General features: G+C 47.8%; 26 protein-coding genes and 1 other annotated feature. Of the genes, 19 read left to right on the plus strand and 7 right to left on the minus strand.

The window, feature by feature from the left end; genetic code table 11:
• Positions 1–159: 159 nt before the first annotated feature.
• The 3 genes from trmB to AC2CGA_RS12195 all read left to right on the plus strand — a co-directional run bounded on the left by trmB (position 160) and on the right by AC2CGA_RS12195 (position 3,493).
• Complete coding sequence (gene trmB / locus AC2CGA_RS12185) at positions 160–813, plus strand: tRNA (guanosine(46)-N7)-methyltransferase TrmB (protein WP_003152359.1); 654 nt, start codon at positions 160–162, stop codon at positions 811–813.
• A gap of 58 nt (positions 814–871) precedes the next feature.
• Entirely contained in the window at positions 872–1,717 is an 846-nt protein-coding gene (locus AC2CGA_RS12190) for a YtnP family quorum-quenching lactonase (RefSeq protein ID WP_003152361.1), read from the plus strand.
• 78 nt (positions 1,718–1,795) lie between these two features.
• The gene (locus AC2CGA_RS12195) at positions 1,796–3,493 is read left to right on the plus strand and encodes an NAD-dependent malic enzyme (protein ID WP_003152363.1); all 1,698 of its coding nucleotides are present in this window, start codon (positions 1,796–1,798) and stop codon (positions 3,491–3,493) included.
• Between the two features lie 55 nt (positions 3,494–3,548).
• Here the strand turns inward: AC2CGA_RS12195 and AC2CGA_RS12200 are convergent, their stop codons facing one another.
• Complete coding sequence (locus tag AC2CGA_RS12200) at positions 3,549–3,866, minus strand: PepSY domain-containing protein (protein WP_003152366.1); 318 nt, start codon at positions 3,864–3,866, stop codon at positions 3,549–3,551.
• A gap of 158 nt (positions 3,867–4,024) precedes the next feature.
• On the opposite strand from AC2CGA_RS12200, the gene AC2CGA_RS12205 reads away from it, so the two are divergent.
• Positions 4,025–5,098 carry a M42 family metallopeptidase gene (locus AC2CGA_RS12205; protein ID WP_043867352.1) on the plus strand — a complete coding sequence of 358 codons (1,074 nt, stop codon included), beginning with the start codon at positions 4,025–4,027 and terminating at the stop codon, positions 5,096–5,098.
• A gap of 398 nt (positions 5,099–5,496) precedes the next feature.
• On the opposite strand, the gene AC2CGA_RS12210 is transcribed toward AC2CGA_RS12205, so the two are convergent.
• The gene (locus AC2CGA_RS12210) at positions 5,497–5,943 is read right to left on the minus strand and encodes a YtoQ family protein (RefSeq protein ID WP_003152372.1); all 447 of its coding nucleotides are present in this window, start codon (positions 5,941–5,943) and stop codon (positions 5,497–5,499) included.
• 197 nt (positions 5,944–6,140) lie between these two features.
• On the opposite strand from AC2CGA_RS12210, the gene AC2CGA_RS12215 reads away from it, so the two are divergent.
• The 12 genes from AC2CGA_RS12215 (at position 6,141) to motS (ending at position 17,751) form a co-directional block, all read left to right on the plus strand.
• Positions 6,141–6,464 (plus strand): thioredoxin family protein, encoded by a 324-nt coding sequence (locus AC2CGA_RS12215; RefSeq protein ID WP_003152373.1) that lies wholly within the window; start codon positions 6,141–6,143, stop codon positions 6,462–6,464.
• Positions 6,465–6,479: 15 nt separating this feature from the next.
• Positions 6,480–7,289 (plus strand): DUF1444 domain-containing protein, encoded by an 810-nt coding sequence (locus AC2CGA_RS12220; protein WP_012118213.1) that lies wholly within the window; start codon positions 6,480–6,482, stop codon positions 7,287–7,289.
• A gap of 14 nt (positions 7,290–7,303) precedes the next feature.
• A complete protein-coding gene (gene ytpR / locus AC2CGA_RS12225; protein ID WP_003152375.1) occupies positions 7,304–7,909 on the plus strand; it encodes a YtpR family tRNA-binding protein in 606 nt (201 codons plus the stop codon).
• 167 nt (positions 7,910–8,076) lie between these two features.
• Entirely contained in the window at positions 8,077–10,677 is a 2,601-nt protein-coding gene (locus AC2CGA_RS12230) for a DNA translocase FtsK (RefSeq protein WP_139885361.1), read from the plus strand.
• A gap of 240 nt (positions 10,678–10,917) precedes the next feature.
• A complete protein-coding gene (murC, locus tag AC2CGA_RS12235; RefSeq protein WP_003152377.1) occupies positions 10,918–12,216 on the plus strand; it encodes a UDP-N-acetylmuramate--L-alanine ligase in 1,299 nt (432 codons plus the stop codon).
• 155 nt (positions 12,217–12,371) lie between these two features.
• Positions 12,372–12,794 (plus strand): DUF948 domain-containing protein, encoded by a 423-nt coding sequence (locus AC2CGA_RS12240; RefSeq protein ID WP_007408777.1) that lies wholly within the window; start codon positions 12,372–12,374, stop codon positions 12,792–12,794.
• A gap of 32 nt (positions 12,795–12,826) precedes the next feature.
• Positions 12,827–13,240, plus strand: a complete 414-nt coding sequence (locus AC2CGA_RS12245) for a YtxH domain-containing protein (protein WP_003152380.1) — start codon at positions 12,827–12,829, stop codon at positions 13,238–13,240.
• 25 nt (positions 13,241–13,265) lie between these two features.
• Positions 13,266–13,592 (plus strand): bacillithiol system redox-active protein YtxJ, encoded by a 327-nt coding sequence (ytxJ, locus tag AC2CGA_RS12250; RefSeq protein ID WP_003152382.1) that lies wholly within the window; start codon positions 13,266–13,268, stop codon positions 13,590–13,592.
• Positions 13,593–13,827: 235 nt separating this feature from the next.
• Positions 13,828–14,904: a bifunctional 3-deoxy-7-phosphoheptulonate synthase/chorismate mutase gene (locus AC2CGA_RS12255; RefSeq protein WP_003152383.1), complete on the plus strand. Its 1,077-nt coding sequence runs from the start codon at positions 13,828–13,830 to the stop codon at positions 14,902–14,904.
• 279 nt (positions 14,905–15,183) lie between these two features.
• On the plus strand, positions 15,184–16,188 hold the full coding sequence (ccpA, locus tag AC2CGA_RS12260) for a catabolite control protein A (RefSeq protein ID WP_003152385.1): 1,005 nt from the start codon (positions 15,184–15,186) through the stop codon (positions 16,186–16,188).
• Between the two features lie 68 nt (positions 16,189–16,256).
• The gene (gene motP / locus AC2CGA_RS12265) at positions 16,257–17,072 is read left to right on the plus strand and encodes a flagellar motor protein MotP (protein ID WP_003152386.1); all 816 of its coding nucleotides are present in this window, start codon (positions 16,257–16,259) and stop codon (positions 17,070–17,072) included.
• Positions 17,062–17,751 (plus strand): flagellar motor protein MotS, encoded by a 690-nt coding sequence (gene motS, locus AC2CGA_RS12270; protein WP_003152387.1) that lies wholly within the window; start codon positions 17,062–17,064, stop codon positions 17,749–17,751. The genes motP and motS overlap by 11 nt, the downstream gene beginning before the upstream one ends.
• 9 nt (positions 17,752–17,760) lie before the next feature.
• Here motS and AC2CGA_RS12275 read toward each other — a convergent pair whose 3' ends face one another.
• Genes AC2CGA_RS12275 through AC2CGA_RS12285 form a run of 3 tightly spaced genes read right to left on the minus strand, consistent with a single transcriptional unit; the run spans position 17,761 to position 20,225 of the window.
• Positions 17,761–18,927 carry an acetoin utilization protein AcuC gene (locus AC2CGA_RS12275; RefSeq protein WP_014305595.1) on the minus strand — a complete coding sequence of 389 codons (1,167 nt, stop codon included), beginning with the start codon at positions 18,925–18,927 and terminating at the stop codon, positions 17,761–17,763.
• A complete protein-coding gene (locus AC2CGA_RS12280) occupies positions 18,924–19,568 on the minus strand; it encodes an acetoin utilization AcuB family protein (protein WP_014305594.1) in 645 nt (214 codons plus the stop codon). The genes AC2CGA_RS12275 and AC2CGA_RS12280 overlap by 4 nt, the downstream gene beginning before the upstream one ends.
• Before the next feature lie 24 nt (positions 19,569–19,592).
• Positions 19,593–20,225 carry a GNAT family N-acetyltransferase gene (locus AC2CGA_RS12285; protein WP_003152390.1) on the minus strand — a complete coding sequence of 211 codons (633 nt, stop codon included), beginning with the start codon at positions 20,223–20,225 and terminating at the stop codon, positions 19,593–19,595.
• A gap of 158 nt (positions 20,226–20,383) precedes the next feature.
• Here AC2CGA_RS12285 and acsA point away from each other — a divergent pair, with 158 nt between their 5' ends.
• From acsA to sr7p, 3 genes are all read left to right on the plus strand, one after another.
• A complete protein-coding gene (acsA, locus tag AC2CGA_RS12290; protein WP_003152391.1) occupies positions 20,384–22,102 on the plus strand; it encodes an acetate--CoA ligase in 1,719 nt (572 codons plus the stop codon).
• A gap of 53 nt (positions 22,103–22,155) precedes the next feature.
• Positions 22,156–22,388 (plus strand) — a binding site (T-box leader).
• Positions 22,389–22,438: 50 nt separating this feature from the next.
• Positions 22,439–23,704, plus strand: coding sequence for a tyrosine--tRNA ligase (tyrS, locus tag AC2CGA_RS12295; protein ID WP_003152392.1), 1,266 nt, complete (start codon positions 22,439–22,441; stop codon positions 23,702–23,704).
• 119 nt (positions 23,705–23,823) lie between these two features.
• Positions 23,824–23,943, plus strand: coding sequence for a small protein SR7P (gene sr7p / locus AC2CGA_RS12300; protein WP_003152393.1), 120 nt, complete (start codon positions 23,824–23,826; stop codon positions 23,941–23,943).
• Positions 23,944–23,983: 40 nt separating this feature from the next.
• On the opposite strand, the gene AC2CGA_RS12305 is transcribed toward sr7p, so the two are convergent.
• Both AC2CGA_RS12305 and AC2CGA_RS12310 read right to left on the minus strand, forming a co-directional pair.
• Positions 23,984–24,307, minus strand: a complete 324-nt coding sequence (locus AC2CGA_RS12305; protein WP_003152394.1) for an AzlD domain-containing protein — start codon at positions 24,305–24,307, stop codon at positions 23,984–23,986.
• Positions 24,304–25,035, minus strand: a complete 732-nt coding sequence (locus tag AC2CGA_RS12310; RefSeq protein ID WP_003152395.1) for an AzlC family ABC transporter permease — start codon at positions 25,033–25,035, stop codon at positions 24,304–24,306. Before AC2CGA_RS12310 ends, AC2CGA_RS12305 begins: the two co-directional genes overlap by 4 nt.
• Positions 25,036–25,050 lie beyond the last annotated feature (15 nt).

A 25,050-nucleotide genomic window follows, 5' to 3' on the forward strand; every position in this document is an offset into this window, starting at 1 on the left:
CATACATTGTGCAAAGCGGTGCGGTTTTATGCATCACATGAGTGTTCCGGACCGGGGAGCCTCTTTTTTTATGCGGCCGGCGCCTTTAAAAGGCGCTTGCGGCTCTTTATGTTTCATGGTATGTTGTTACTCGAAATTATAGATAGAGGTGTCAATCATATGAGAATGCGCCATAAACCTTGGGCGAATGATTTTCTGGCAGAAAACGCTGACATCGCCATCAGTGATCCGGCCCAGTATAAAGGGCGGTGGAATACGGTCTTTGGCAATGACAACCCGATCCATATTGAAGTCGGTACGGGAAAAGGGCAGTTCATTTCAGGAATGGCCAAGCAGAATCCGGATATCAACTATATCGGAATTGAGCTGTTTAAAAGCGTCATCGTCACTGCCGTCCAAAAAGTAAAGGACAGCGGGGCTCACAATGTCCGTTTGTTAAATATAGACGCGGAAACACTGAATGACGTATTTGAACGGGGAGAAATCAAGCGTGTTTATTTAAACTTTTCTGATCCGTGGCCGAAAAACCGTCACGAAAAGCGCCGTTTAACATTTAAAACGTTCTTGAAAAAATACGAAGAAGTGATGGGCGAAACAGGTGAGATTCATTTCAAAACCGATAACCGCGGTTTATTCGAATACTCTCTGAAAAGCTTTTCCGAATACGGCCTGCTTCTGACAGAAGTCAGCCTAGATCTGCACAACAGCGATCCGAAGGGCAATATTATGACAGAATACGAAGAAAAATTCTCCGCACTCGGCCAGCCGATTTACCGGGCCGAAGTTGAATGGAGAACAAAAGACAGACTCTGATGCGGGAGTCTGTTTTTTTATGCCGCCATTTGCTACCATTATATCAGGAGGGATCAAGATGGAGACATTGAATATTGGGAATATTTCATTAACATGGCTGGACGGGGGTGTAACGCATATGGACGGCGGAGCGATGTTCGGCGTTGTCCCGAAGCCTTTATGGTCGAGAAAATACCCCGTAAATGACAAAAACCAGATTGAATTAAGAACAGACCCGATTCTGATCAGAACAAACGGCCTGAATATATTGGTTGACGCGGGTATCGGCAGAGGGAAATTTTCTGATAAACAAAAAAGGAATTACGGTGTAACACAGGAATCCAATTTAAAACACTCTCTTCGTGAACTCGGGCTTTCCTGTGAGGACATTCATATTGCGGCGATGACCCATCTTCATTTTGACCATGCATGCGGCTTGACGGAATACAGCGGAGAGGAGCTTGTCTCTGTTTTCCCGAATGCCCGCATTATCACTTCTGCAACAGAGTGGCGCGAAATGAGAAACCCTAATATCAGATCGAAAAATACATATTGGAGAGAAAATTGGGAGGCGGTACAAGATCAGGTCGAAACCTTTGAGAACGAGTATCAGCTGACAGAAGGCATTACGATGCACCACACCGGAGGCCACAGCGACGGCCACAGTGTCATCGTCTTAGAAGACGGCGGGGAGACGGCTGTGCATTTTGCCGACCTGATGCCGACGAATGCGCATAAAAATCCGTTATGGGTGCTGGCCTATGATGATTATCCGATGACCTCCATTCCGCAAAAGCAGAAATGGCAGACGTTCGCGGCAGAAAAAGGCGCCTGGCTGATCTTCTATCACGACGCGATTTACAGAGCGGTAAAATGGGGAGAAGACGGCGAAGTGGCTGCATCTGTCAAACGGGAGAGAAAATAAGCGGATCGATGATTTACCTGTATGAATTTCGGGAATAAAAGCAAACCTAAGACAAATTGCTTTGAAAGGAAGAGACAGGTGAATCAATTTCAAGTGACGAAAGATGGAGAAATCAAAACAACTCTGCGCGGATTAGAAGTGCTTTCTACGCCTTTTTTAAATAAAGGGGTGGCCTTTACACAGGAGGAAAGAAAGGAACTCGGGCTCGAGGGATTTCTGCCGCCGAAAGTATTGACAATCGAAGAGCAGGCGAGGCGGGCCTACGAACAATTCAGTTCGCAGCCTGATGAGCTGAGCAAAAATGTGTACTTGACCGCTCTCCATGATCGGAATGAAACATTATTTTACAGGCTGTTAAATGATCATTTAGGCGAAATGCTGCCGATCGTATATACGCCGACCGTCGGCACCGCGATCCAGCGTTACAGCCACGAGTACAGAAAACCCCGCGGTCTGTATTTGTCAATAGATGACCCTGAAGGAATGCGCGCCGCATTTCAGCAGTTCGGAAAAAATGAAAACATTGACTTGATCGTTGCGACAGATGCGGAGGGCATTCTGGGAATCGGTGACTGGGGCGTCGGCGGCATCGCCATTTCTGTCGGAAAACTCGCGGTGTATACGGCGGCCGCCGGAATTGATCCGTCACGAGTGCTTGCGGTCGTTTTGGACGCGGGGACAAATCAAGAAAGCCTCTTAAATGACCCGCTGTATGTCGGAAACCAGCATTCAAGAGTGCGCGGCGAGAAATATGACCGCTTTATTGATGAGTATGTCTCGCTTGCCCGGGAAACATTCCCGAATGCGCTGCTTCATTGGGAGGATTTCGGCACGGCTAACGCCCGCGGCATATTAAAACGGTATAAAGATAAAGTCTGTACGTTTAACGATGACATTCAAGGAACAGGCGCGGTGTCGCTTGCAGCTGTTTTAGCGTGTGCGAAAGCATCAAAAGTGCCTTTAAAAGAGCATAAAGTCGTCGTCTTCGGCGCGGGAACGGCCGGTATCGGAATTGCTGAGCAGCTGCGCGAAGCTATGGTGCATAACGGATTAAGCGAAGAAGAATCATACAGCCGCTTTTGGTGTATCGACAGAAACGGATTGTTGACGGATGATATGAAGGACTTGCGTGATTTTCAGGTTCCGTACGCCCGCCCTGCTGATGAAGTGAAAGAGTACGGCCGCAGCGGTGAAGGCGGATCAATTGATCTGGCGGAGACGGTGCGACAGGCCAAGCCGACGATCCTGATCGGCACATCTACCGTTTCAGGCGCATTTACGGAAGAAATCGTCAAAGAAATGGCCTCACATGTCAAACGGCCGGCTATTTTGCCTATGTCAAACCCGACGACATTATCAGAAGCAAAACCTGAAGATTTAATTAAATGGACGGAAGGCCGCGCGCTTGTCACAACGGGAAGTCCGTTCCCGCCTGTTGCGTATAACGGCGTTACCTACCATATCGGACAGGCGAACAACGCGCTCGTATTCCCGGGACTCGGGCTCGGAACGATTGTGACAAAAGCAAGGCTCATTACGGACAATATGTTCGTTGCCTGCGCGAATGCCATCGCCGGTATGGTGGACGTCGGCAAGCCGGGCGCGCCGATGCTTCCGAAAGTGGAGGATCTCAGGACGGTATCGGCAACCGTGGCGGTAGCTGTAGCTAAAGCTGCGATTCAGGACGGTGTAGCGGAAACGGAACCCGAGGATCTGATCCAAGCGGTTCAGGACGCGATGTGGAACCCCGTATATAAACGAATTCGGCCGATGTAACCGAATAAAGCCCAAAACGCTGATGGTTTTGGGCTTTATTTTTTGCTTGTCCGAATTATGAGGCGACAGAATCAATGACATCGACAATCTGGCCTGTTTTTGCATTGACCATAACTTCATATTGCTCCAGTTCGCCGAATGCCGAACGTGTCACGCCGGTTTTGTATACCTGGATGGTTTCTCCGTTTACCTGGTAGGGCTCCGGCTCTGTGTAAATCCATGATCCGTCTATCGGCCCGCGCTGTTTAAAAGCCGCTTTCACGATACGGAGCGCTTTTTCTGAAGAGATATAAGGTTTCATCGCATACTTTTTCACTGCGATGGCAGCGCATAATCCGACTCCTGCACCTAAGAGAAAATGACGTAATTTCAATATGAAGCACCTCCAATTATGTCGTAGTTTTTATTATACAGAAGATGCCAGACGGTGTTAAGTAAAGCGGCGGTTTTACAGCCCATTCAATCTGAGCGCTTGGAAAACGGTTGTTTTTCTAATAAAATAAAAGCATTACATAGAAATGAGGGGAAAATATGAATGAGGAAACGAAAACGCTTTTCCGGACGCTGACGCAGCTTCCCGGCGCACCGGGAAATGAACATCAGGTCCGCTCTTTTATGAAACGGGAGCTTGCGAAATATGCGGATGACATCGTGCAGGACAGACTCGGAAGTGTTTTCGGAGTAAGGCGCGGCGCTGAAGATGCGCCGACCGTTATGGTAGCCGGGCATATGGACGAAGTCGGGTTTATGGTGACACAGATTACGGATAACGGCATGCTGAGATTTCAGACGCTCGGCGGCTGGTGGAGCCAGGTGCTGCTTGCCCAGCGCGTCGAGGTGCAGACGGATAACGGACCGATTATCGGCGTCATCTCAAGCATCCCGCCCCACATTTTAACGGATGCCCAGCGCGCAAAGCCGATGGAGATCAAAAATATGATGATTGATATCGGTGCCGATGACAGAGAGGACGCGGCCAAAATGGGGATCAGACCGGGACAGCAGGTCGTGCCGGTCTGCCCGTTCACCCCGATGGCCAACGAGAAGAAAATATTGTCCAAAGCGTGGGATAACCGCTACGGCTGCGGGTTAAGCATTGAACTATTAAAAGAGCTGCACGGAAAAGACCTGCCGAACAATCTGTACGCCGGGGCCACCGTTCAGGAGGAAGTCGGCTTGAGAGGGGCGCAGACAGCGGCCAACATGATTCAGCCTGATCTCTTCTTCGCGCTTGATGCCAGCCCGGCAAATGATATGAGCGGCGATAAGGAGCTGTTCGGCCGTCTCGGCGAGGGGGTGCTGCTCCGCATTCTCGACAGAACGACGGTCATGCACCGCGGGATGAGAGAGTTCGTCCTTGATATGGCGGAAACGCACAATATCCCTTATCAATATTTCGCTTCAGGCGGAGGAACGGATGCCGGACGCGTCCACATATCAAACAGCGGGGTTCCGTCTGCCGTCATCGGCATTTGTTCAAGATACATTCATACAAATGCCGCTATCATCCATGTCGATGATTATGCCGCGGCGAAAGAAATGCTCATTAAGCTGGTCATGGCGAGTGACAAACAGACGGTCGAAACGATCAGAGAAAATGTGTAAAAAAAATAAGCAGTCAATAAGTCCCTTTGAATACTTATTGACTGCTGTTTTTACATTCTGTTTTAAGCCGCATGATCGAGACAGTTCTTTGTTGTGAATATAAGTGTAAAGCGTATTGTAAATAGAATTAGGTAACACATATTATTTTTCAATATTATTATCAAAATGGTTCCGATCCAGATAAACAACCTTCGAACCTTTATTGCAATGATAAACGTTTTTAAATCAAAAACATGCTGCAAGCATTGAGATGAGCAGCGATTTCACAAAGTCGAGTCATTTGCATTTTTATTTGTTCTGCAAGAAGGTATGATTATGACAAAAAAGACAAATATAAACTTTCCTCTTGAACTGATTAATACTGAAGTGGTGAGTTTGACCGCATAAAAGCGGCCTGCTTATTCTGTTTCAAATAAATAAGAGAGTGCTTTCATCGCTTGATTTACGGTTTCGACCGTGATATTCGCTTTTCCGGAAAGCTCTTTCAGCGGATGATGAAGTTCTTTCGGACGGATGAGAATGAGCGGCTTTCCTTTTGCGATGGCATAAGAAGCATCCATCGCGGTATTCCACTGTTTATATTTCTCGCCAAACAGGGCGATCACAAAATCGGCTTTTTCCATCAGCACCTCTGTACGGAAATTGTTGATATCAGAAGCTCTGGCGTCTTTTAAAACAGAATCGGGCTGCACGCCCATAATCTCTTCTCCGATATTGTCTGAGCGTTCATGGTTTTCCATCGGACCGACAAACGTAATCGGCAGGTTCAGCGCTTTTGCTTTTTGTTTGATTTCATCCCGCCAATCACTGTGGATTTCACCCGCTAAATACACGACAAACTGCATCTTTTGCCCCTCCTTATGTACATATTCAGATTTTCGTACGGCTACAAGCAAAATGGTAAACGAAACTTGCTTGATAATGCAAATGAAATATGATAATGATATTGCATATAGTTGGTCTTGCCGTAAACAGTCTGGTATGATCCAATTGGACAAACATCAGCATATAAAAAACTCATAATCCAGATGGAGGAATGACAATGAAAAAGATTGAAAGCACGGAAGAATTGCAAAAAGCGGTACAAGACGATTGGGCGGTATTTATGTTTTCAGCGGATTGGTGCCCGGACTGCCGCTTTGTGGAGCCGTTTCTCCCTGAGCTGGAAGCGGACTTTCCTGAATTCACTTATTACTACGTAGACCGCGATCAATTTATTGATACATGCGCGGAATGGGAAATTTACGGCATTCCGAGCTTTGTTGTGTTTAACGGAGGAAAAGAAGTGAACCGCTTCGTCAGCAAAGACCGTAAAACAAAAGAAGAAATTGAGCAATTTTTAACCGATTCCCTTGCTAAAGCATAAAGGAGGCCACGGGCTTTGAAAATGACGTCAAGGAAGCTGGCGGATTTATTAAAACAGCGCCTGCAGCACGAGAACCGATCCTTCTTTTTTGACAGAGAAAAAGACACCCTCCGTGTTGAGGATCAAACGACCAAAAAAGGCATCACATTGGAGCTCCCGCCGATCATTGCGAAGTGGGAGACGAAAAAAGAAGAAGCGATCGACGAAATCGTCTACTATGTGTCAGAAGCGATGGAGGCGATGGAAGGAAGCGGACAGGAGATGTCCGGAAAGGAAGCCGGAATCTATCCGGTCATCCGCTCCACGTCATTTCCCGATCAAACGAGCGACGGCATTCCGCTCGTGTATGATGACCATACGGCCGAAACGAGAATCTACTACGCGCTTGACCTCGGCAAGACGTACCGCCTAATTGACAGCCGTATGCTCGAGAAAGAAAACTGGACAAAAGAACGGATCAGGGAGACGGCGTCATTCAATCTCCGCTCTCTTCCTTCGGTCGTGAAACAGGATACGGTTGCGGATAATTATTTTTATTTTTTCAGGGCGAATGACGGCTATGACGCCAGCCGGATTCTCAATGATTCGATTCTTCATGAATATAAGCAGGCCGCTGAAGGCGAATTGGCGATTTCCGTCCCGCATCAGGATGTATTAATACTTGCTGACATTCGAAATGAATCGGGTTATGATATTTTAGGGCAAATGTCCATGAGCTTCTTTGCAAGCGGCACGGTGCCGATTACGGCCCTTTCATTTCTGTATAATGAAGGCAGACTGGAACCTGTGTTTATCATGGCGAAAAGCCGGCCGAAAAAGGATTAGAAAGGATTTTTCTTATGAACGCTTTTTACAATAAAGAAGGTGTGGGAGATACGCTTCTGATCTCTCTTAAAGATGCAGCACGCGAAGAAATCGGCTATGAAAGAGAAGGCGATGTCGTCAGAATCTTTAACAAAGAAACAAAAGAAACGACGGGCTTTAACATTTTTAACGTGTCTTCTTACTTACAGATTGAAGACAACGGCCCCGTCGCTTTGTCTGAGACTTTCGTACAGGATGTGAATGAAATACTGAACAGAAACGGCGTTTCAGAAACGCTGACGGTTGACCTTTCTCCGAAATTTGTTGTCGGTCACGTTGAATCGAAAGAAAAACATCCGAATGCGGATAAACTGAATATCTGCCAAGTGAATGTCGGAGAGGAAACCCTTCAAATCGTTTGCGGCGCGCCGAACGTGGACAAAGGGCAAAAAGTCGTCGTCGCTAAAGTCGGTGCGGTAATGCCGAGCGGACTTGTGATTAAAGACGCTGAATTAAGAGGCGTTCCGTCAAGCGGCATGATCTGCTCCGCGAAAGAACTCGCTTTGCCGGATGCGCCGGCGGAAAAAGGGATTCTTGTTCTTGAAGACAGCCGCGAGGCCGGCGAAGCATTTCAATTCTAACTCCCATAAATAAGCGCACAGAATCGAATGATGTGAGAGAAAGCCGTTAAGCAGGCCTGCTTAACGGCTTTCTTCAGTTGGGAGCTTAATCTTTTCTGAGCCGCCCGGCAATGGTATACTAAATATCGTCCCAGACTACTAAAAAGGGAGTTAGAGAGTGATTAAACATGAGTTGGCTGAATAAATTTTTTGACTTATTTTTAGGTGAAAAAGAAGAAGAGCATGAACGTGAACCGAACACGCATGCCCAAATCCAGAAACAGCACATACCGGATCAGCCAGAAGGCAAATTAACGCGCATGGAAGATCCTAAAATATATTACGAATATCCGAAAGGGAATTTCCGCTTCCCGGTCGTTCCGGACGGCTATAAGCGAACGGAGCAAAACCAAAGACAGCGGGAAAGGCACGAACGCCGCCAGCCGTCCCGGGGTTATGCCGCCGGGAAGGAGCAAACGGAGCGGAAACAGCATACACATAAAGAGCCTGATACGGTGAAAAAGCCCTTTAAACCGTCATCCATTCCTTCACCGGTTTACGGCTTTCAATCTCAGCACAGCATCAAAAAAGCGCCTATTTCCGAAAAGCGGCGTGAAGAGAACGTAACATTGCTGTCAGAGGAGCAATTTGTTCCGCCAAAATCCGGTCAGGAAACGGAAAAAGAGCCCGTCTTCACAACATCCGGTATAACAAAACAGACGAATGACCGGCCAGAACCGTTTGCGAAACAAGAAACGGAAGAAATTCCGGCCGTTAAAAAAGAGGAGCTTCACACCGAGGCTGAGAATGCAAAAGAGCAAGTGTTTGCAGCACCAGAACCGCAGCAGGCTGAAGAGCTGGAGCACACCGAAAGCGCGGAGTCTGCCGGCTTTACAGAAGAACAAGAGCATGAACAAACCCGCCCGCAGCCTATAAGAGAGCCTGAGTATGAAGCATCCCGCACGGCTGAAATCACAGAGGAACAAGCGGCGCCGGAGGGGGAACATCAGGAGCCTGAGCCGGAAAAAGCACCGCCTTTTGAAACCGCAGAAGAACCGGTGTATACATACACAGAACCCGGATACGAGGAAATTCAGCCGCAGTCTGAAGACAAGCCCGAATCAGCTGAACCCGACGCGAAACAGGAAGCAGACTCTCAGCCTGAGTACAATGAAGCAGAGCGGCATTCAGACCCCGAGCCTGAACCTGTAAGCATTGAGACGGCCGATGCCCCGTCCCGGCCTGCCGAAGAAAAAACGGAGCATCACGGACAGCCTCAGACTGTGAGAAAAGCGGAGCAGCCGAAAGAGCGCAATGTTCCGTTTAACGTCATGATGCTTAAAAGCGATAAACACAAGCAGACGAAGACGCCAGAGGGCGGAGCGAGCTATGTCTTTCCGAATCTGTCGCTTCTGGACGTACCGCCGGCGCAAAGACATGACGACCAATCGTGGATTGAAGAACAGCGCGAGCTTTTAAACGTTACGCTGAAAAACTTTAATGTGCGCGCCCAAGTCGTTCATGTCACACAAGGCCCGTCCGTCACACGTTTTGAAGTGCATCCTGAGCCCGGAGTGAAAGTAAACAAAATTACAAACTTAGCAGATGATATTAAACTGAGCCTGTCTGCCAAGGATATTCGGATTGAGGCGCCGATCCCCGGTAAAAACACGATCGGCATTGAAGTTCCGAACCGCGTAAGCAAAGTCGTCGATTTAAGGCAGATGATCAGAAGCGCCGCTTTCAGGACGAATCCGTCTCCGCTTACAGCCGCGCTCGGTGTCGATATTTCCGGAAACCCGGTCGTCATTGATTTGAAAAAGATGCCGCACGGGTTGATAGCGGGTGCGACAGGATCGGGAAAAAGCGTCTGCATCAATACCATTTTGGTCAGTCTGCTTTATAAGGCGGATCCGAGTGATGTCAAAATGCTTCTGATTGATCCGAAAATGGTCGAGCTTGCGCCTTATAACCAAATTCCGCATTTGGTCAGCCCCGTCATCACGGACGCCAAAGCCGCGACCGCCGCGTTAAAATGGGTTGTGGAAGAGATGGAACGGCGGTATGAACTGTTTGCCCATTCGGGTGTGAGAGATATCGGACGCTTTAATGAATTAACGGCCGATCATAAGACAGGCGAAAAGCTCCCTTACCTCGTAGTGGTCATTGATGAGCTTGCCGATTTAATGATGGTCGCGCCGAACGATGTGGAAGAAAGCATCGCCAGAATCGCGCAGAAAGCGAGAGCCTGCGGCATTCATCTGCTTGTCGCGACACAGCGTCCGTCTGTCGATGTCATTACCGGAATGATCAAGGCGAACATACCGACGAGGATTGCATTCTCCGTCTCAAGCCAGGTAGATTCCAGAACGATCATCGACATGGCGGGAGCGGAAAAGCTGCTCGGAAAAGGCGACATGCTGTACTGGGAAAACGGTACCGGAAAACCGGTGCGCCTGCAGGGCAACTTTGTATCCGACAGAGAGATTGACCGCGTCGTCTCTCATGTCAGAAAGCAGCTGCCGCCTTCTTATTTGTTTGAACAGGAAGAACTGATCAGGCAGGGAACCGCCCTTAAGGAAGAAGACGAACTGTTTCCTGAGGCGTGCCAATTCGTCGTGGAGCAAAACAGCGCCAGCACCTCAAGCCTTCAAAGAAGGTTCAGAATCGGTTATAACCGCGCCGCGAGGCTGATTGACATGATGGAAGCCGAAGGCATGATCTCAGAAGCGAAGGGCAGCAAACCGCGTGAAGTGCTGATTACGGCCGCTGACATTTCTCAAGAATAAGAATATCGTTCATTTTTCTCACAAACATGGTATGATAGTGGATGGACCATCAAAACTGCATCACTGTCACGCGCTGAAATATCATGCGGCAGGTTTAATCAAAAAGAAAGTTACAGATACTGACGATAACGTAAAAATAAATGGAAGCGCCGCTGTGCGGGCTTTTCGCCCGCTGCGGTCGCAAAATGAAATGAGCGTCATATACTGGGGAACAGATAGACGTTTGTTGGAGGTACGATTATGACTGTTTATCATTTTGTTGGAATAAAAGGGACAGGTATGAGCCCGCTTGCTCAAATCCTGCATGATACGGGGTATCAGGTGCAGGGATCGGATATCGAGAAGCAGATTTTCACTCAGGCTGCCCTTGAAAAAAGAAACATCCCGATCTATCCGTTCAGCGCCGATAACATCAAACCCGGCTTAACGGTAATCGCCGGAAACGCATTCCCTGATTCTCATCCGGAAATTGCAAAGGCGCTCGATGAAGGGATTCCTGTGATCAGATATCATAAATTTTTAGCTGAATATATGAAAAAATACACAAGTGTCGCGGTAACGGGCGCACACGGCAAGACGTCCACAACGGGCCTCTTGGCACACGTGATGCAGCAGGCGAAGCCGACTTCGTTTCTTATCGGGGACGGAACGGGCAGAGGAAATGAAAGCAGCGAATACTTTGTATTTGAAGCTTGCGAGTACCGCCGTCATTTCTTAAGCTATCAGCCTGATTATGCGATTATGACGAATATTGATTTTGACCACCCTGATTATTTCGCCAACATTGACGATGTGTTTGATGCTTTCCAAAACATGGCGCTTCAAGTCAACAAAGGCATCATTGCCTGCGGTGATGACGAGTACCTGCCGAAAATTCACGCCAATGTGCCTGTCGTTTATTACGGCACGGGAGAAGAAAACGATTTTCAAGCGAGAAACATCGTAAAAAATACGGAAGGCACGACATTTGACGTCTTTGTCCGCAATACGTTTTACGATACGTTCTACATCCCGGCATACGGCCATCATAATGTCCTCAATTCCTTAGCGGTCATTGCGCTCTGCCACTATGAAGAGATAGACGTGAACATGATTAAGCTCGGACTTGAATCATTCGGCGGCGTCAAACGCAGATTCAATGAAAAAGTGATCGGCAGCCAGGTACTGATCGACGACTACGCCCACCATCCGACTGAAATCAAAGTCACGATTGAGGCGGCGCGCCAAAAATATCCCGAACGTGAAATCATCGCGGTATTTCAGCCGCATACGTTTACACGGACGCAATCATTCCTGGATGAATTCGCAGAAAGCTTAAGCGCGGCCGACCGCGTGTATCTGTGCGACATTTTCGGCTCTGCCCGTGAGAACGTCGGCAAGCTCACGATCACGGATCTTCAGGAAAAAATCGATAACGCAGAACTCATTGAAGAAAATGACACTTCCGTGTTAAAAGCGCATGAAGGCGCAGTACTGATCTTCATGGGCGCCGGAGACATTCAAAAATATATGAGGGCCTATGAAAACGTCATAGCGTAACGAAAAAGCAGTGGGGCTCTCACTGCTTTTTTGCGCGTGCTGCAAAGGGATTTACCGATAAACGGAGAAATAGTATACATACAGACCTTTCATATATGTTTATCATTTTAAGAATTGGGTATATACCACTATATCCTGCATTAAGGAGGTATTAGATGATCATCATTCTTTACTTAAGCGTCGCACTCATTGCCGTTGCATTTCTCATCCTCGTCATCTATCTGTCCAAAACATTAAAGTCCGTGCAGATGACTTTAACAAACGTAGCCTCGACTTTAGACGGCCTTGAAGGGCAGATGAAAGGCATTACCGCAGAGACAACCGAGCTGTTACATAAGACAAACCGTCTCGCGGAAGACATTCAGGAAAAATCAGAGAAATTAAATACGGTTGTCCATGCTGTCCAGGAAGTGGGAACTTCCGTCCAGCAGTTTAATACATCCATAAAGCAGGCAGCAGGTTCCGTTACGGCCTCTGTAAGAGAGAATCAGGACAAGATCAGTCAGGTTGTCACCTGGAGCCAGGCCGCTATGGAAATATGGGACAAGTGGAAGCAAAAGAAAAAAACATCGCTTTAATCATAAGAAAAATCCACTAAGGAGGAATCATAATGAGCAAAGATGGAATCAATAGTAAGGATTTTTTAATCGGAACGCTGATCGGGGGAATTATCGGCGCGACAACGGCGCTGTTTCTGGCGCCTAAATCAGGTAAGGAGCTGCGCGACGATCTCGGCAGTCAGGCTTCTGCGTTAAAGGATAAGACGGACAGAATGACGGCCGACGCGAAAGAAAAAGGCTCTCAATATGTCAGCATCGCCAAGGACAAAACATCTAATATCACCCAGCTGGTAGCTGATCAGTCAGGTCAGATTATGAATAAAGTGAAGGATTTAAAAGACCGTTCTAAGAGCACACTAACCGAGAAAGCCGAAGAGACGAGAAGCGAAATGCAGGACACGGCCCAAAGCATCAAGGCCGAAGCGGAAGACGCCGGGGAAAAAGCCGGTCAGGCAAATCGCTGATCTTCAATAAGGAGAGATAACCGACATGACAAAACAGCTGATATCGTCTGAAGAAGAGTTCAAAAATGCCGCTGAGAAAGAAAACACGCTCGTGTTTTTAAAACACAGCACAACCTGCCCGATCAGCCAAGCCGCGTTTCAGGAGTTTGACGCCTTTGCATCGGAGCATTCAGAAGTACCTTCTTATTACCTGCATGTGCAGGACAGCCGGCCGCTTTCAAACTATATCGCCGAGGCATACGGCGTGAAACATGAAAGCCCGCAAGTATTCGTTATTACAAACGGCGAAGTGAAATGGCACGCGTCTCATTCACAAATCACAAAAAACGCAATAGAGCAGCACCTTTCATAATTGCTGGCCGCCGGTTGATACCGGCGGTTTTTTTTTGAAAAAAACTATTGATCATTTCAGCCGGATCATGTAGGATATCAATATATACTGCTTCAACGCATAAAAGCTTAAAAGCGTTTTTGTGATAAAGTCGAATGTGAAAAAATTTATTATTTCATATTCCTATTTTCGCATAACTGTAGTAAGATGCATGTTAACCATTAAAATAAAACATAGCATAGAAGGGATGAAAAAGATGAGCAACAAGGAATTAGAGAGTCTAAGACAGCAAGCAGACGCACTAAACTTAGAAATCCTTAAATTAATCAATGAACGCGGAGCCGTTGTAAAAGAAATCGGTAAAGCAAAGGAAGCACAGGGTGTCAACCGATTTGACCCTGTCAGAGAGCGTACAATGCTTAACCGCATTATTGAAAGCAATGACGGCCCATTTGAAAACTCAACGATCCAGCATATTTTCAAAGAAATTTTCAAAGCCGGACTTGAACTTCAAGAAGAGGATCACAGCAAAGCGTTGCTCGTCTCCCGGAAGAAAAAAGCAGAAGATACGATCGTTGACATTAAAGGTGAAAAAATCGGTGACGGCGATCAGAGATTCATCGTCGGACCTTGTGCCGTAGAAAGCTATGAGCAGGTTGCCGAAGTCGCGGCCGCAGCGAAAAAACAAGGCATTAAAATCCTGCGCGGGGGCGCGTTTAAACCCCGCACAAGTCCGTATGATTTCCAAGGTCTCGGCGTAGAAGGCCTGCAAATTCTTAAACGCGTCGCTGATGAATATGACCTCGCGGTGATCAGTGAAATCGTAACGCCCGCCCACATTGAGCAAGCGATTGATTACATTGACGTCATTCAGATCGGCGCGCGGAACATGCAAAACTTTGAATTGCTGAAAGCCGCCGGTTCCGTTAAAAAGCCGGTATTGTTAAAACGCGGTCTTGCCGCAACAATTTCAGAGTTCATCAATGCAGCTGAATACATCATGTCACAAGGAAACGACCAAATCATTCTTTGTGAGCGCGGAATCAGAACGTACGAAACGGCAACGAGAAACACACTCGACATTTCTGCCGTGCCGATTTTGAAACAGGAAACTCACTTGCCGGTGTTTGTTGACGTCACACACTCAACAGGCCGCCGCGATCTCCTGCTTCCGACAGCAAAAGCGGCGCTTGCGATCGGCGCTGACGGCGTGATGGCCGAAGTACACCCTGATCCTTCCGTTGCCCTTTCAGACTCTGCGCAGCAGATGGATATCCCTGAATTCGAGAAATGGCTGAACGAATTAAAGCCGATGCTGAAAGTAAAAGCATAATACAACGTTCCGCTCTTTAAAGGCCGCCTCGCGCGGCTTTTTTTTCGTATCTTCATTTTATTTAATTATAAAATGAAAGTGAACGTTTTCATCATTGGGAAAAACGTGTATAATTTCATGAGAGATATTTAAATTTGATGAATAATGAAAAATAATGTACACTACTGACTTACGCTTACAATCATAAACGACAGAATGCGAAATCGTACGACATTTCTTTACATAAAGTGTTTATGCTATAGATAAGGATAAGTGTATCCAGTAAAAGGAGTGGTTTCAGTGAGCAACATTACGATATACGATGTGGCCAGAGAAGCAAATGTCAGTATGGCGACTGTTTCCCGCGTCGTGAACGGCAACCCGAATGTAAAACCGACGACCAGAAAAAAAGTATTGGAAGCCATTGACCGGCTCGGCTACCGCCCGAACGCGGTGGCAAGAGGGCTTGCAAGCAAAAAAACGACAACGGTCGGCGTCATCATCCCTGATATCTCAAGCATTTTCTACTCGGAACTTGCGCGTGGAATTGAAGATATCGCGACGATGTACAAATATAATATTATTTTAAGCAACTCGGATCAAAATCTTGAGAAAGAACTGCATCTGTTAAATACGATGCTCGGCAAACAAGTGGACGGTATCGTATTTATGGGCGGCAACATTACGGACGAGCATGTCGAAGAATTTAAGCGCTCTCCTGTGCCGATCGTCTTGGCTGCATCAGTGGAAGAACAGGGCGAGACGCCTTCTGTCGCCATTGATTATGAACAGGCGATTTATGATGCCGTTAAGCTTTTCATTGATAAAGGGCATCGTGATATTGCATTCGTCTCCGGACCGATGCAAGAGCCAATCAACCGTTCGAAAAAACTGCAAGGGTACAAACGGGCGCTTGAAGAAGCGGCGATTCCGTTTAACGAGCAATTCGTAGCGGAAGGCGATTACACTTATGATTCCGGTATGGAGGCGCTTCAAAGCTTGATGGGCCTTGACCGGAAACCGACGGCGATTCTTTCTGCGACGGATGAAATGGCCCTCGGCATTATCCATGCGGCCCAAGATCAAGGTCTTTCGATACCTGATGATCTTGATATTATCGGTTTTGACAATACGAGATTGAGCCTGATGGTCCGCCCTCAGCTTTCAACAGTCGTGCAGCCTACGTACGATATCGGCGCCGTGGCGATGAGACTTTTGACAAAACTGATGAACAAAGAGCCGGTTGAAGAGCATATCGTCGAATTGCCTCACCGCATCGAATTAAGACAATCAACCAAGTCATAAAAAAACGGAAAAGCAAGCTTCACTCTGAGGGGTGGAATCTTGCTTTTTTACTTGAGTAAGGAGAAGATATGAAACGTTTTGATTATCTGACGCCCGTTGGCTTTATGTTAGGCTGTATTATTGTCGCAATCGGTATTCTGTCAGGGACGGGACTGGCGGGAATCAGTTCATTTTTGGATCTGACTTCTTTTTTAATCGTCACAGGCGGCCTTGCCGCGGCGGTCTTTATCAGCTTTCCGCCGAGGGATTTAAAGAAAACCCCTTCTGTTCTGAAACAGGTATTCTCCCGTCAGGATGACAATGTGAAAGAGCTTGTCAGAGTATTTGTCAGCCTTTCGGAGCAGGCGCGCAGGCAGGGGCTTCTGTCTCTGGATGACCAGGCGCGGGAGATCAAAGATCCGTTTTTAAAAAAAGGGCTTTTGCTTGCGATTGACGGCTGGGACGAGGAAACGATCCGGCTGGTGATGGATTCTGAGATCGCCGCAATGGAAGAAAGACACAGAAAAGGAAGACGCGTTTTTGAAAAAGCCGGTGATTTCGCACCCGCCTGGGGAATGATTGGGACGCTTGTCGGACTCGTTCTCATGCTCAAAAACTTAAATGATCCGCATACCCTCGGACCGAACATGGCCGTTGCGCTATTGACGACGCTGTACGGAGCGCTGCTTGCCAATTTGGTGTTTATCCCAATCGCGGCAAAGCTTGAAGAAAAAACGGAAAGTGAAATTTTCATCAAACAGGTCATGATCGAAGGGGTTGTCGGCATCCAATCGGGCAAAAATCCCCGCAACCTCGAAAGTCAGCTCGTCGTCTTCAGCTCAAGAGAAGACTGGCGTAAAGGACAGCCTGCGAACAAGAAAAAGGGCGCTGTCCATGAAGCTTAGAAAAGAGCGTTTTGAAAGAAGAAACAAACCGGAACATTCCGGCGGTTCACCGAGATGGATGGTGACGTTCGCTGACTTGATCACGCTCATTCTCGTGTTCTTTATCTTGCTTTTTTCGATGTCGCAAATAGACGCGGAAAAATTTCAATCTGCCGTTTCATCGATTCATACAAACGGCAGCGGAGGTGAACCGGCGTCATCAGACAAAGCAAACGAAAATAAAGAACAGGATTTGCTGTTACAAAACGTGAAGACATACATAAAAGCGCATCATTTGAGTTCCAAATTGACGGCGAAGCGCGATGAGCGCGGAGTGGTTCTTGTGCTGCAGGAGGCCGTTCTGTTTCAGACGGGAAAAGCGGATGTGCTGAAAAACGCCGAGCCGGTTCTGCATCAGATCGCGGTGCTTTTAAAAACAATTCCGAATGACATACAGGTAGAAGGCCATACGGACAGCCGCCGGATTTCCACCTATCAATTCCCGTCGAACTGGGAGCTGTCGTCTGCAAGAGCGGCGAGTGTGATCCGGTATTTTACCGCGAATGAAGACTTTTCCGCCAAACGGTTTATCTCTGCCGGGTATGCGGATACGAAACCTGTGAAGGACAACAAAAGTCCCGGACATATGAAAGAAAACCGCCGTGTAGAAATCGTGATCAAAAAAACGACCTCCTCATAAGGTCGTTTTTTATTTTGTTTTATACCGCTGCTCAGACCGGATGGCAAAAAGTGCTTTTTCCACGGTTTGGGCATTTTTTTCTGAAATTTCTTCTTTGCGTGGAATCGGAGGATATAATTGTTCAGGATCACTCCAAAAAGCGGGCAGCGTGCAGGGGGAATGCTTCTGCCATTTATCAATCCATTTCTGCGGTATGCGCTCCCCGGGATCAATCCCTTTCATCTCAAGCCAAATGCGGCTCCATGCTCTCGGGACGACTCTCCAAATATCGTATCCGCCGCCGCCGACCGCGATCCATCTGCCGCTGCAATATTGATGGGCTAATGAATGAGCGAGCCGCGGGATCTCCTGATAAATGGAGATTGTATTGGACAGGTGTGTCAATGGGTCGTAATAATGGGCGTCCGCACCGTTTTGGGTAAGAATCACATCCGGCTTAAAAAAAGCCGCAATTTCAGAGGCGGCCGTTTTGTAAGCGTGGAGAAAGGAATCGTCCTCTGTAAAAGCGTCCAGCGGAATGTTAAAAGAATAGCCGTAGCCTTGTCCGCTTCCTTTTTCCAGTACCTGCCCCGTCCCGGGAAATAAATAACGCCCGGTCTCGTGAAAAGAAACAGTGCAGACATCAGACCTGTCGTAAAACGTAAATTGAACGCCGTCGCCGTGGTGGGCGTCTGTATCAATGTATAACACTTTTGCCCCGTAGTTCTTCTGGATGTATTGGATGGCCACGGCGCTGTCATTATAGATACAAAAGCCTGACGCCCTGCCGCGGAAGCCGTGGTGAAGGCCTCCTCCTAAATTGCAGGCATGCCTGGCTTGTCCCGTCATGACATAATCTGCCGCTGTTAAGGTGCCGCCCACCAGAAGCGACGCAGCTTCATGCATGCCGGCAAAAACGGGGGTGTCTTCCGTTCCGAGACCGTAGCTTTCTCCTTCTGCGGCAGGGAGCCGGCCCGCACCCGCAAGTTCCACCGCCTGTATATAATCCTCCGTATGAACGAGAGCCAGCTCTTCTTTAGTGGCCGTGCGCGGTGTGACGATGTCTCCATCGTCAAACGCGTCCGCCGCCTGAAGCAGATCGTATGTTAAAAGCACGCGCTGCTGATTGAACGGATGATCCTGATGAAATTGATACGTCTGATAAGAAGGCGAGTAAACAAAAACGCTGTCTCTCATGGCTGATCCCTCAAATGTTTCGGCCATAAGACATTGTATCCGGCTTCATGAACGGCACGGATAAAAGGGAGCGGATTCATCGTCTTCACCCGGAAGACGAGAATGTTCGACCCGGCGGAATCATGGGGATAGACGAGCACACTCAGGATTTGCAGCTGAAGATCACGGCACATGCAGCTGAGATCAGCAAGGCTTTTTGTCATATCCGTCACCAGGATTTCCACCTGTGATCCCGGCTGGGCCGCGCCTGTCAGGCTGACGAAAGTCCGTAGCACGTCGGTTTTCGTTAAAATGCCCGTCAGCTTATGATTTACCGTAATCGGCAGACAGCCGATGCCGTGCTCATAAAAGGAAGCGGATATTTCTTCCACAAAATCAAGCGGATGGGCGCAGATGACATTCCGCTTCATAATGGTCTCCACTTTGTTTGTCAGAAACGCGCCGCGTTCCTTTTGTTCGAAGCTGCCGGGGCCGGCCTGTTTAATGTCTCTGTCTGTGACAATACCGATGACATGCAGCTCGTCGTTGATGACAGGGAGATGGCGGATATGATATACCTTCATTTTACGGACGGCTGTTTCAACGGAGTCGTGTTTTGAGACGGTGATGACGTCCCGTTTCATGATTTGTTCTGCAATCATCTTTTTATCCCCTTTGTATGTCAGTCAATACATAAACCGCTGATAAAAACGAAGCCTGTCGAACTGTTCAATTGACTCCTGACTGACGTGCCTGCCGATGCGGGCCATCAGACAATTGGCCGGATGAGAGCTGATTTCCGGTTCATCCGTTGCAAACCAGACAAGACCCCCGGCATTCATCATCTTTTCCATGATCTTTCTGTATTCCCACACATCTTTTTTCATTCCTTTTAAATCCCAATGCCAGTAATATTCCGTCGTCATGATGATGTAGCGTTCCATCTGTTCATCCATCATGCTGACTGTCAGCAACGTTTTTCCGACAGAACAGCCCCTGTAGCCGGGAGCGACCTCGATCGCCCCGAGCTCAAGGAGATCTTCCATATTGCCGTCAGACCACCGTTCAAGCGGATCAGGATATAAATACGTCACATAGCCGATAATCGTCTGTCCGTCCCTGGCGATAATGATCCGACCTTCAGGAAGCCCGGCGATCTCGATTAACGCTTTGTGCTGTTCATGAGGAAGGCGAAAGGCTGTCAGGCCTTCATGAAACTCATACTGTGCTAGGTCCTTTGGAGGAACGGGCCCTTCTACCAATAGAGGGCCGGCTGCTGTCTGAATTGATGAAGAATGGTACGTTTTATGATGTTTCACTGATTCACCGCCTGTCGGTTCTTAATAAAAACACATCTCTCTTAAGCATAACAAAATATAAAGCGTTTTCAATAGTGTTGTAATTTATATTTTAAAAATTGAGAAAACTGTGAACATCTACTATAATTAGTCTATAGATAAGCAAAGGGGGATGTTGCATGAATTTGAAAGCGTTGCCGGCGGAAAAGGGGAATTATCATCTGCGAAATTATGAGGAAACGTACCGCAGCTTCGATTGGAAAGAGGTCGAAGCGGAGTTTTCCTGGCATCAGACGGGGAAGCTGAATGCGGCGTACGAAGCAATTGACCGTCATGCCGAATCATTTCGAAAAAACAAAGTAGCGCTGTATTACAAGGACGCAAATCGGAATGAAAAATACACATTTAAAGAAATGATGGAGGAATCGAACCGGGCGGGAAATGTACTGAGACGGTATGGAAACGTGGAAAAAGGGGACCGCGTTTTTATTTTCATGCCGCGTTCGCCGGAGCTGTACTTTATCATGCTCGGCGCAATTAAAATCGGTGCGATCGCCGGCCCTTTATTTGAAGCGTTTATGGAAGGCGCCGTCAAAGACCGCCTGTTGAACAGCCAGGCAAAGGTTGTCGTGACGACACCTGAACTGGCCGAACGGATTCCGGCGGACAGCCTGCCCGACCTCGAGCATATTTTCATTGTCGGCGGCAGCAAAGAAGCGGGAGATAAAATCATTCATTATGATAAAGCGGCTGAGGGAGAAAGCACGAGACTTGATATTGAATGGATGGACAGAAGAGACGGCTACCTGCTTCACTACACATCAGGATCTACCGGAACGCCAAAAGGTGTGCTCCACGTTCATGAAGCCATGATTCAGCAATACCAGACCGGCAAGTGGGTGCTTGATCTTAAAGAAGACGATATTTATTGGTGCACTGCGGACCCGGGCTGGGTGACCGGGACGGTGTACGGGATATTTGCGCCGTGGCTGAACGGAGCGGCGAATGTGATCGTCGGCGGCAGATTCAGTCCGGAAAACTGGTACGGCACGATTGAGAAGCTTGGTGTCAGCGTCTGGTACAGCGCTCCGACGGCTTTCAGAATGCTTATGGGCGCCGGAGATGAAATGGCATCCAAATTTGACCTTACTTCACTTCGTCACGTCCTGAGTGTCGGAGAACCTTTGAACCCCGAGGTCATCAAGTGGGGACATAAAGTATTCGGCAAGCGCATCCACGACACGTGGTGGATGACAGAAACGGGCGGACAGCTCATCTGCAATTATCCTTGCATGGAGATCAAGCCGGGCTCAATGGGGAAACCGATTCCGGGAGTGGAAGCGGCGATCGTTGACAATCAGGGAAATGAGCTTCCGCCGTACCGAATGGGAAATCTCGCCATTAAAAAGGGCTGGCCGTCGATGATGGATTCCATTTGGAACAACAAAGAGAAATATGATTCTTATTTTATGCCGGGCGGCTGGTATGTTTCCGGAGATTCTGCTTATATGGATGAAGACGGTTATTTTTGGTTCCAAGGCAGAGTCGATGATGTCATCATGACATCCGGCGAGCGCGTCGGCCCGTTTGAAGTCGAAAGCAAACTTGTTGAACATCCGGCGATTGCCGAAGCCGGCGTCATCGGAAAGCCGGACCCTGTCCGGGGAGAAATTATTAAAGCGTTTATCGCGCTCAGAGAAGGGCATGAGCCATCTGATCAGCTGAAGGAGGACATTCGCCTCTTTGTAAAACAGGGGCTTGCCGCGCATGCCGCACCGCGGGAAATTGAATTCAAAGATAAACTTCCGAAAACACGGAGCGGAAAAATCATGAGACGTGTGCTGAAGGCATGGGAGCTGAACCTGCCGGCAGGCGACCTGTCAACAATGGAAGATTAAAGACGGCGTTGACATCGTATTTTATTTATGTTAAAAATGAGTAAGCTTCATAAGAAAAGGTTTTGATTGAGACAAGTAGGATATCTGATTGTTCCAGAGAGCTGATGGCCGGTGAAAATCAGCACATAAGATATGCCGAATACACTCATGAACCGCTTTTGCGAACAAAGCTATTCCAAGGCTTTCAGTAGTGAAAGAACGGACACGGTCCGTTATCAAAAAGAGTGATAAAAGCTTTTTTATGTTTTTATTAGTAGGGTGGTACCGCGATTATATCGTCCCTTCGTTTTAAACGAAGGGGCGTTTTTTATTTTCATAAACAAAGGAGCAGACAAAATGACTAACTTATTAGAGGATTTATCATTCCGCGGCTTAATCCAGCAAATGACGGATGAAGAAGGACTGAATAAACAGCTGAGCGAAGAAAAAATCCGTTTATACTCAGGGTTTGACCCGACGGCTGACAGCCTGCACATCGGACACCTTCTGCCGATATTGACACTGCGCCGTTTCCAGCTTGCAGGCCACCATCCGATTGCGCTTGTAGGCGGCGCGACGGGACTGATCGGCGATCCGAGCGGCAAAAAAGCGGAGCGTACGTTAAATACTCAGGATATCGTTGTCGAATGGTCGCAAAAAATTAAAAATCAGCTTTCCCGATTTTTAGATTTCGAGGCAGGAGAAAACCCCGCTGTCATAGCGAACAACTTTGATTGGATCGGAAAGCTGAGCATCATTGAATTTCTCCGTGACGTCGGAAAGAACTTCGGAATTAACTACATGCTTGCGAAAGATACTGTAAGCTCAAGAATTGAAACCGGAATTTCTTACACGGAATTCAGCTACATGATCCTGCAATCCTACGATTTTCTGAATCTGTACAGAGAAAAGAACTGCAAACTCCAAATCGGAGGCAGTGACCAGTGGGGCAACATCACGGCCGGTCTTGAACTGATCAGAAAATCAGAAGAAGAAGGGGCGAAAGCTTTCGGTCTTACCATTCCGCTCGTCACAAAAGCTGACGGCACGAAATTCGGCAAAACGGAAGGCGGCGCCATTTGGCTTGATAAAGAAAAAACATCGCCGTACGAATTCTACCAGTTCTGGATCAATACTGATGACCGCGACGTCGTCAAATACTTAAAATACTTTACTTTCTTGTCAAAAGAGGAAATTGAAGCTTATGCTGAAAAAACGGAGACAGCTCCTGAGAAAAGAGAAGCGCAGAAACGTCTCGCTGAAGAGGTGACGGTTCTTGTACACGGCCGTGAAGCGCTTGAGCAGGCCGTTCATATCTCCCAGGCGCTGTTCAGCGGCAATATTAAAGAGCTTTCCGCTCAAGACGTCAAGGTAGGATTTAAAGATGTACCTTCGTTTGAAAAAGACCGCTCTGAAGAACTGTCTTTAGTAGACGTGCTAGTGGAATCTAAATTGTCGCCTTCAAAACGGCAGGCCCGCGAAGACATTCAAAACGGAGCTGTTTACATTAACGGCGAGCGCCGGACGGACATCGGGCATCTTCTGACTGCGGAAGACCGCATTGAAGATCAATTTACCGTACTGCGCCGCGGAAAGAAAAAATACTTCCTGATCACGTACTGAAAATAAAAAGCAGTCCGGCCGCTCCATGCGGCAGGCTGCTTTTTTATGTTTTGTGAATACTGCACGGGGAAATGAGTACAGTACATAGTATAAGCAAAACAGGGAAGGGGTGCTGCGCCGTGAATTTCATGTTTACCATCGCCAAAGAAAGATTGCAGCGGGATCATTGGGAACAGCAGCAAAGCATAAACGCCGAAGCCGAGGAATCAGAGACGGAAGAAGAAAATCCGACATCATAAAGGTAAAGCCTCCATTCTATGGAATGGAGGCTTTTGATTGTCACCATATCAGCCTGACGGCGGCCATCAGCACGACTCCCGTGATGACCGTGATGGATAAGCTTTTTGTCAGCATCGCGCAAAGCAATGTCGGAATGAGAACGATCATTGCTTTCCAATCAAAGGTCAAAGCGCTGTTTGTTTTCACAATCATGCTTTCCGTTACCAGAGCCGTCAAAATGCAAAGCGGAATAAAGGAGAGCCATTTTAAAGCCAATTCAGGCATCTGAATGTTCCGGACAAATATAAACGGAACAATGCGCGGCACAAGTGTAACAATCATGCAGCCGAGTATAATCCAGATCATTTGTGTGCTGATGCTCATTTGTCCGTCACCACCCCGATCGTTGCCACAATCACGGTTGAGACGATGACCGCGATGTGTGACGGGACGAAATACGATAACAAGACCATAAAAATGATCATATAGAGAATTAAGGAGAGGCTGTGCTTCAGCTTTTCCGAAGCGGACGACTGCAATTGCAGCACAAGCAGCGCCGCAAACATAGCGGGCAAAGCAAAGTCCAGGCCGAGAGCGTAAGGATCAGATATCCATTGTCCGAGAAGCCCGCCCATCACGCAGGAAATAACCCAGCACATGTAAGCGGTTATATTGAGGCCGTTCATCCACTTATCGTATAACCTGCCGTTCTGAGCCGCTTTGTTCACCGCTACTCCGAAAGATTCGTCAGTAAGCAGAGCCCCGAAGCCGATATTTTTCGCCAGAGAGTATTTCGTGAAATACGGCGCGATGGTCAGGCTCAGCAGAAGGTGACGCAGATTGACGATAAACGTCGTTAAAATAATGGCGGAAATCGGACTCCCGGAAACAAGGAGCGAGCAAATAATAAATTGGGCGGCGCCGGCATAGACACACAAGGATAACAAACAGATTTCAAGAATGCTTAGATGAGAGGCAACCCCGACGATGCCGAAAGCAAAACCGATGCTCATATAGCCCAGCAGCGTAGGCACACAATCCCGCACCCCCTGTAAAAACGTATCGTTCATTTCCCGGGAAACGGCGGTTTTTTGCACTTCTGTGTTAATCATTTTTTATACTCCTTT

The organism is Bacillus sp. SYZHCR11 (assembly GCF_057196865.1).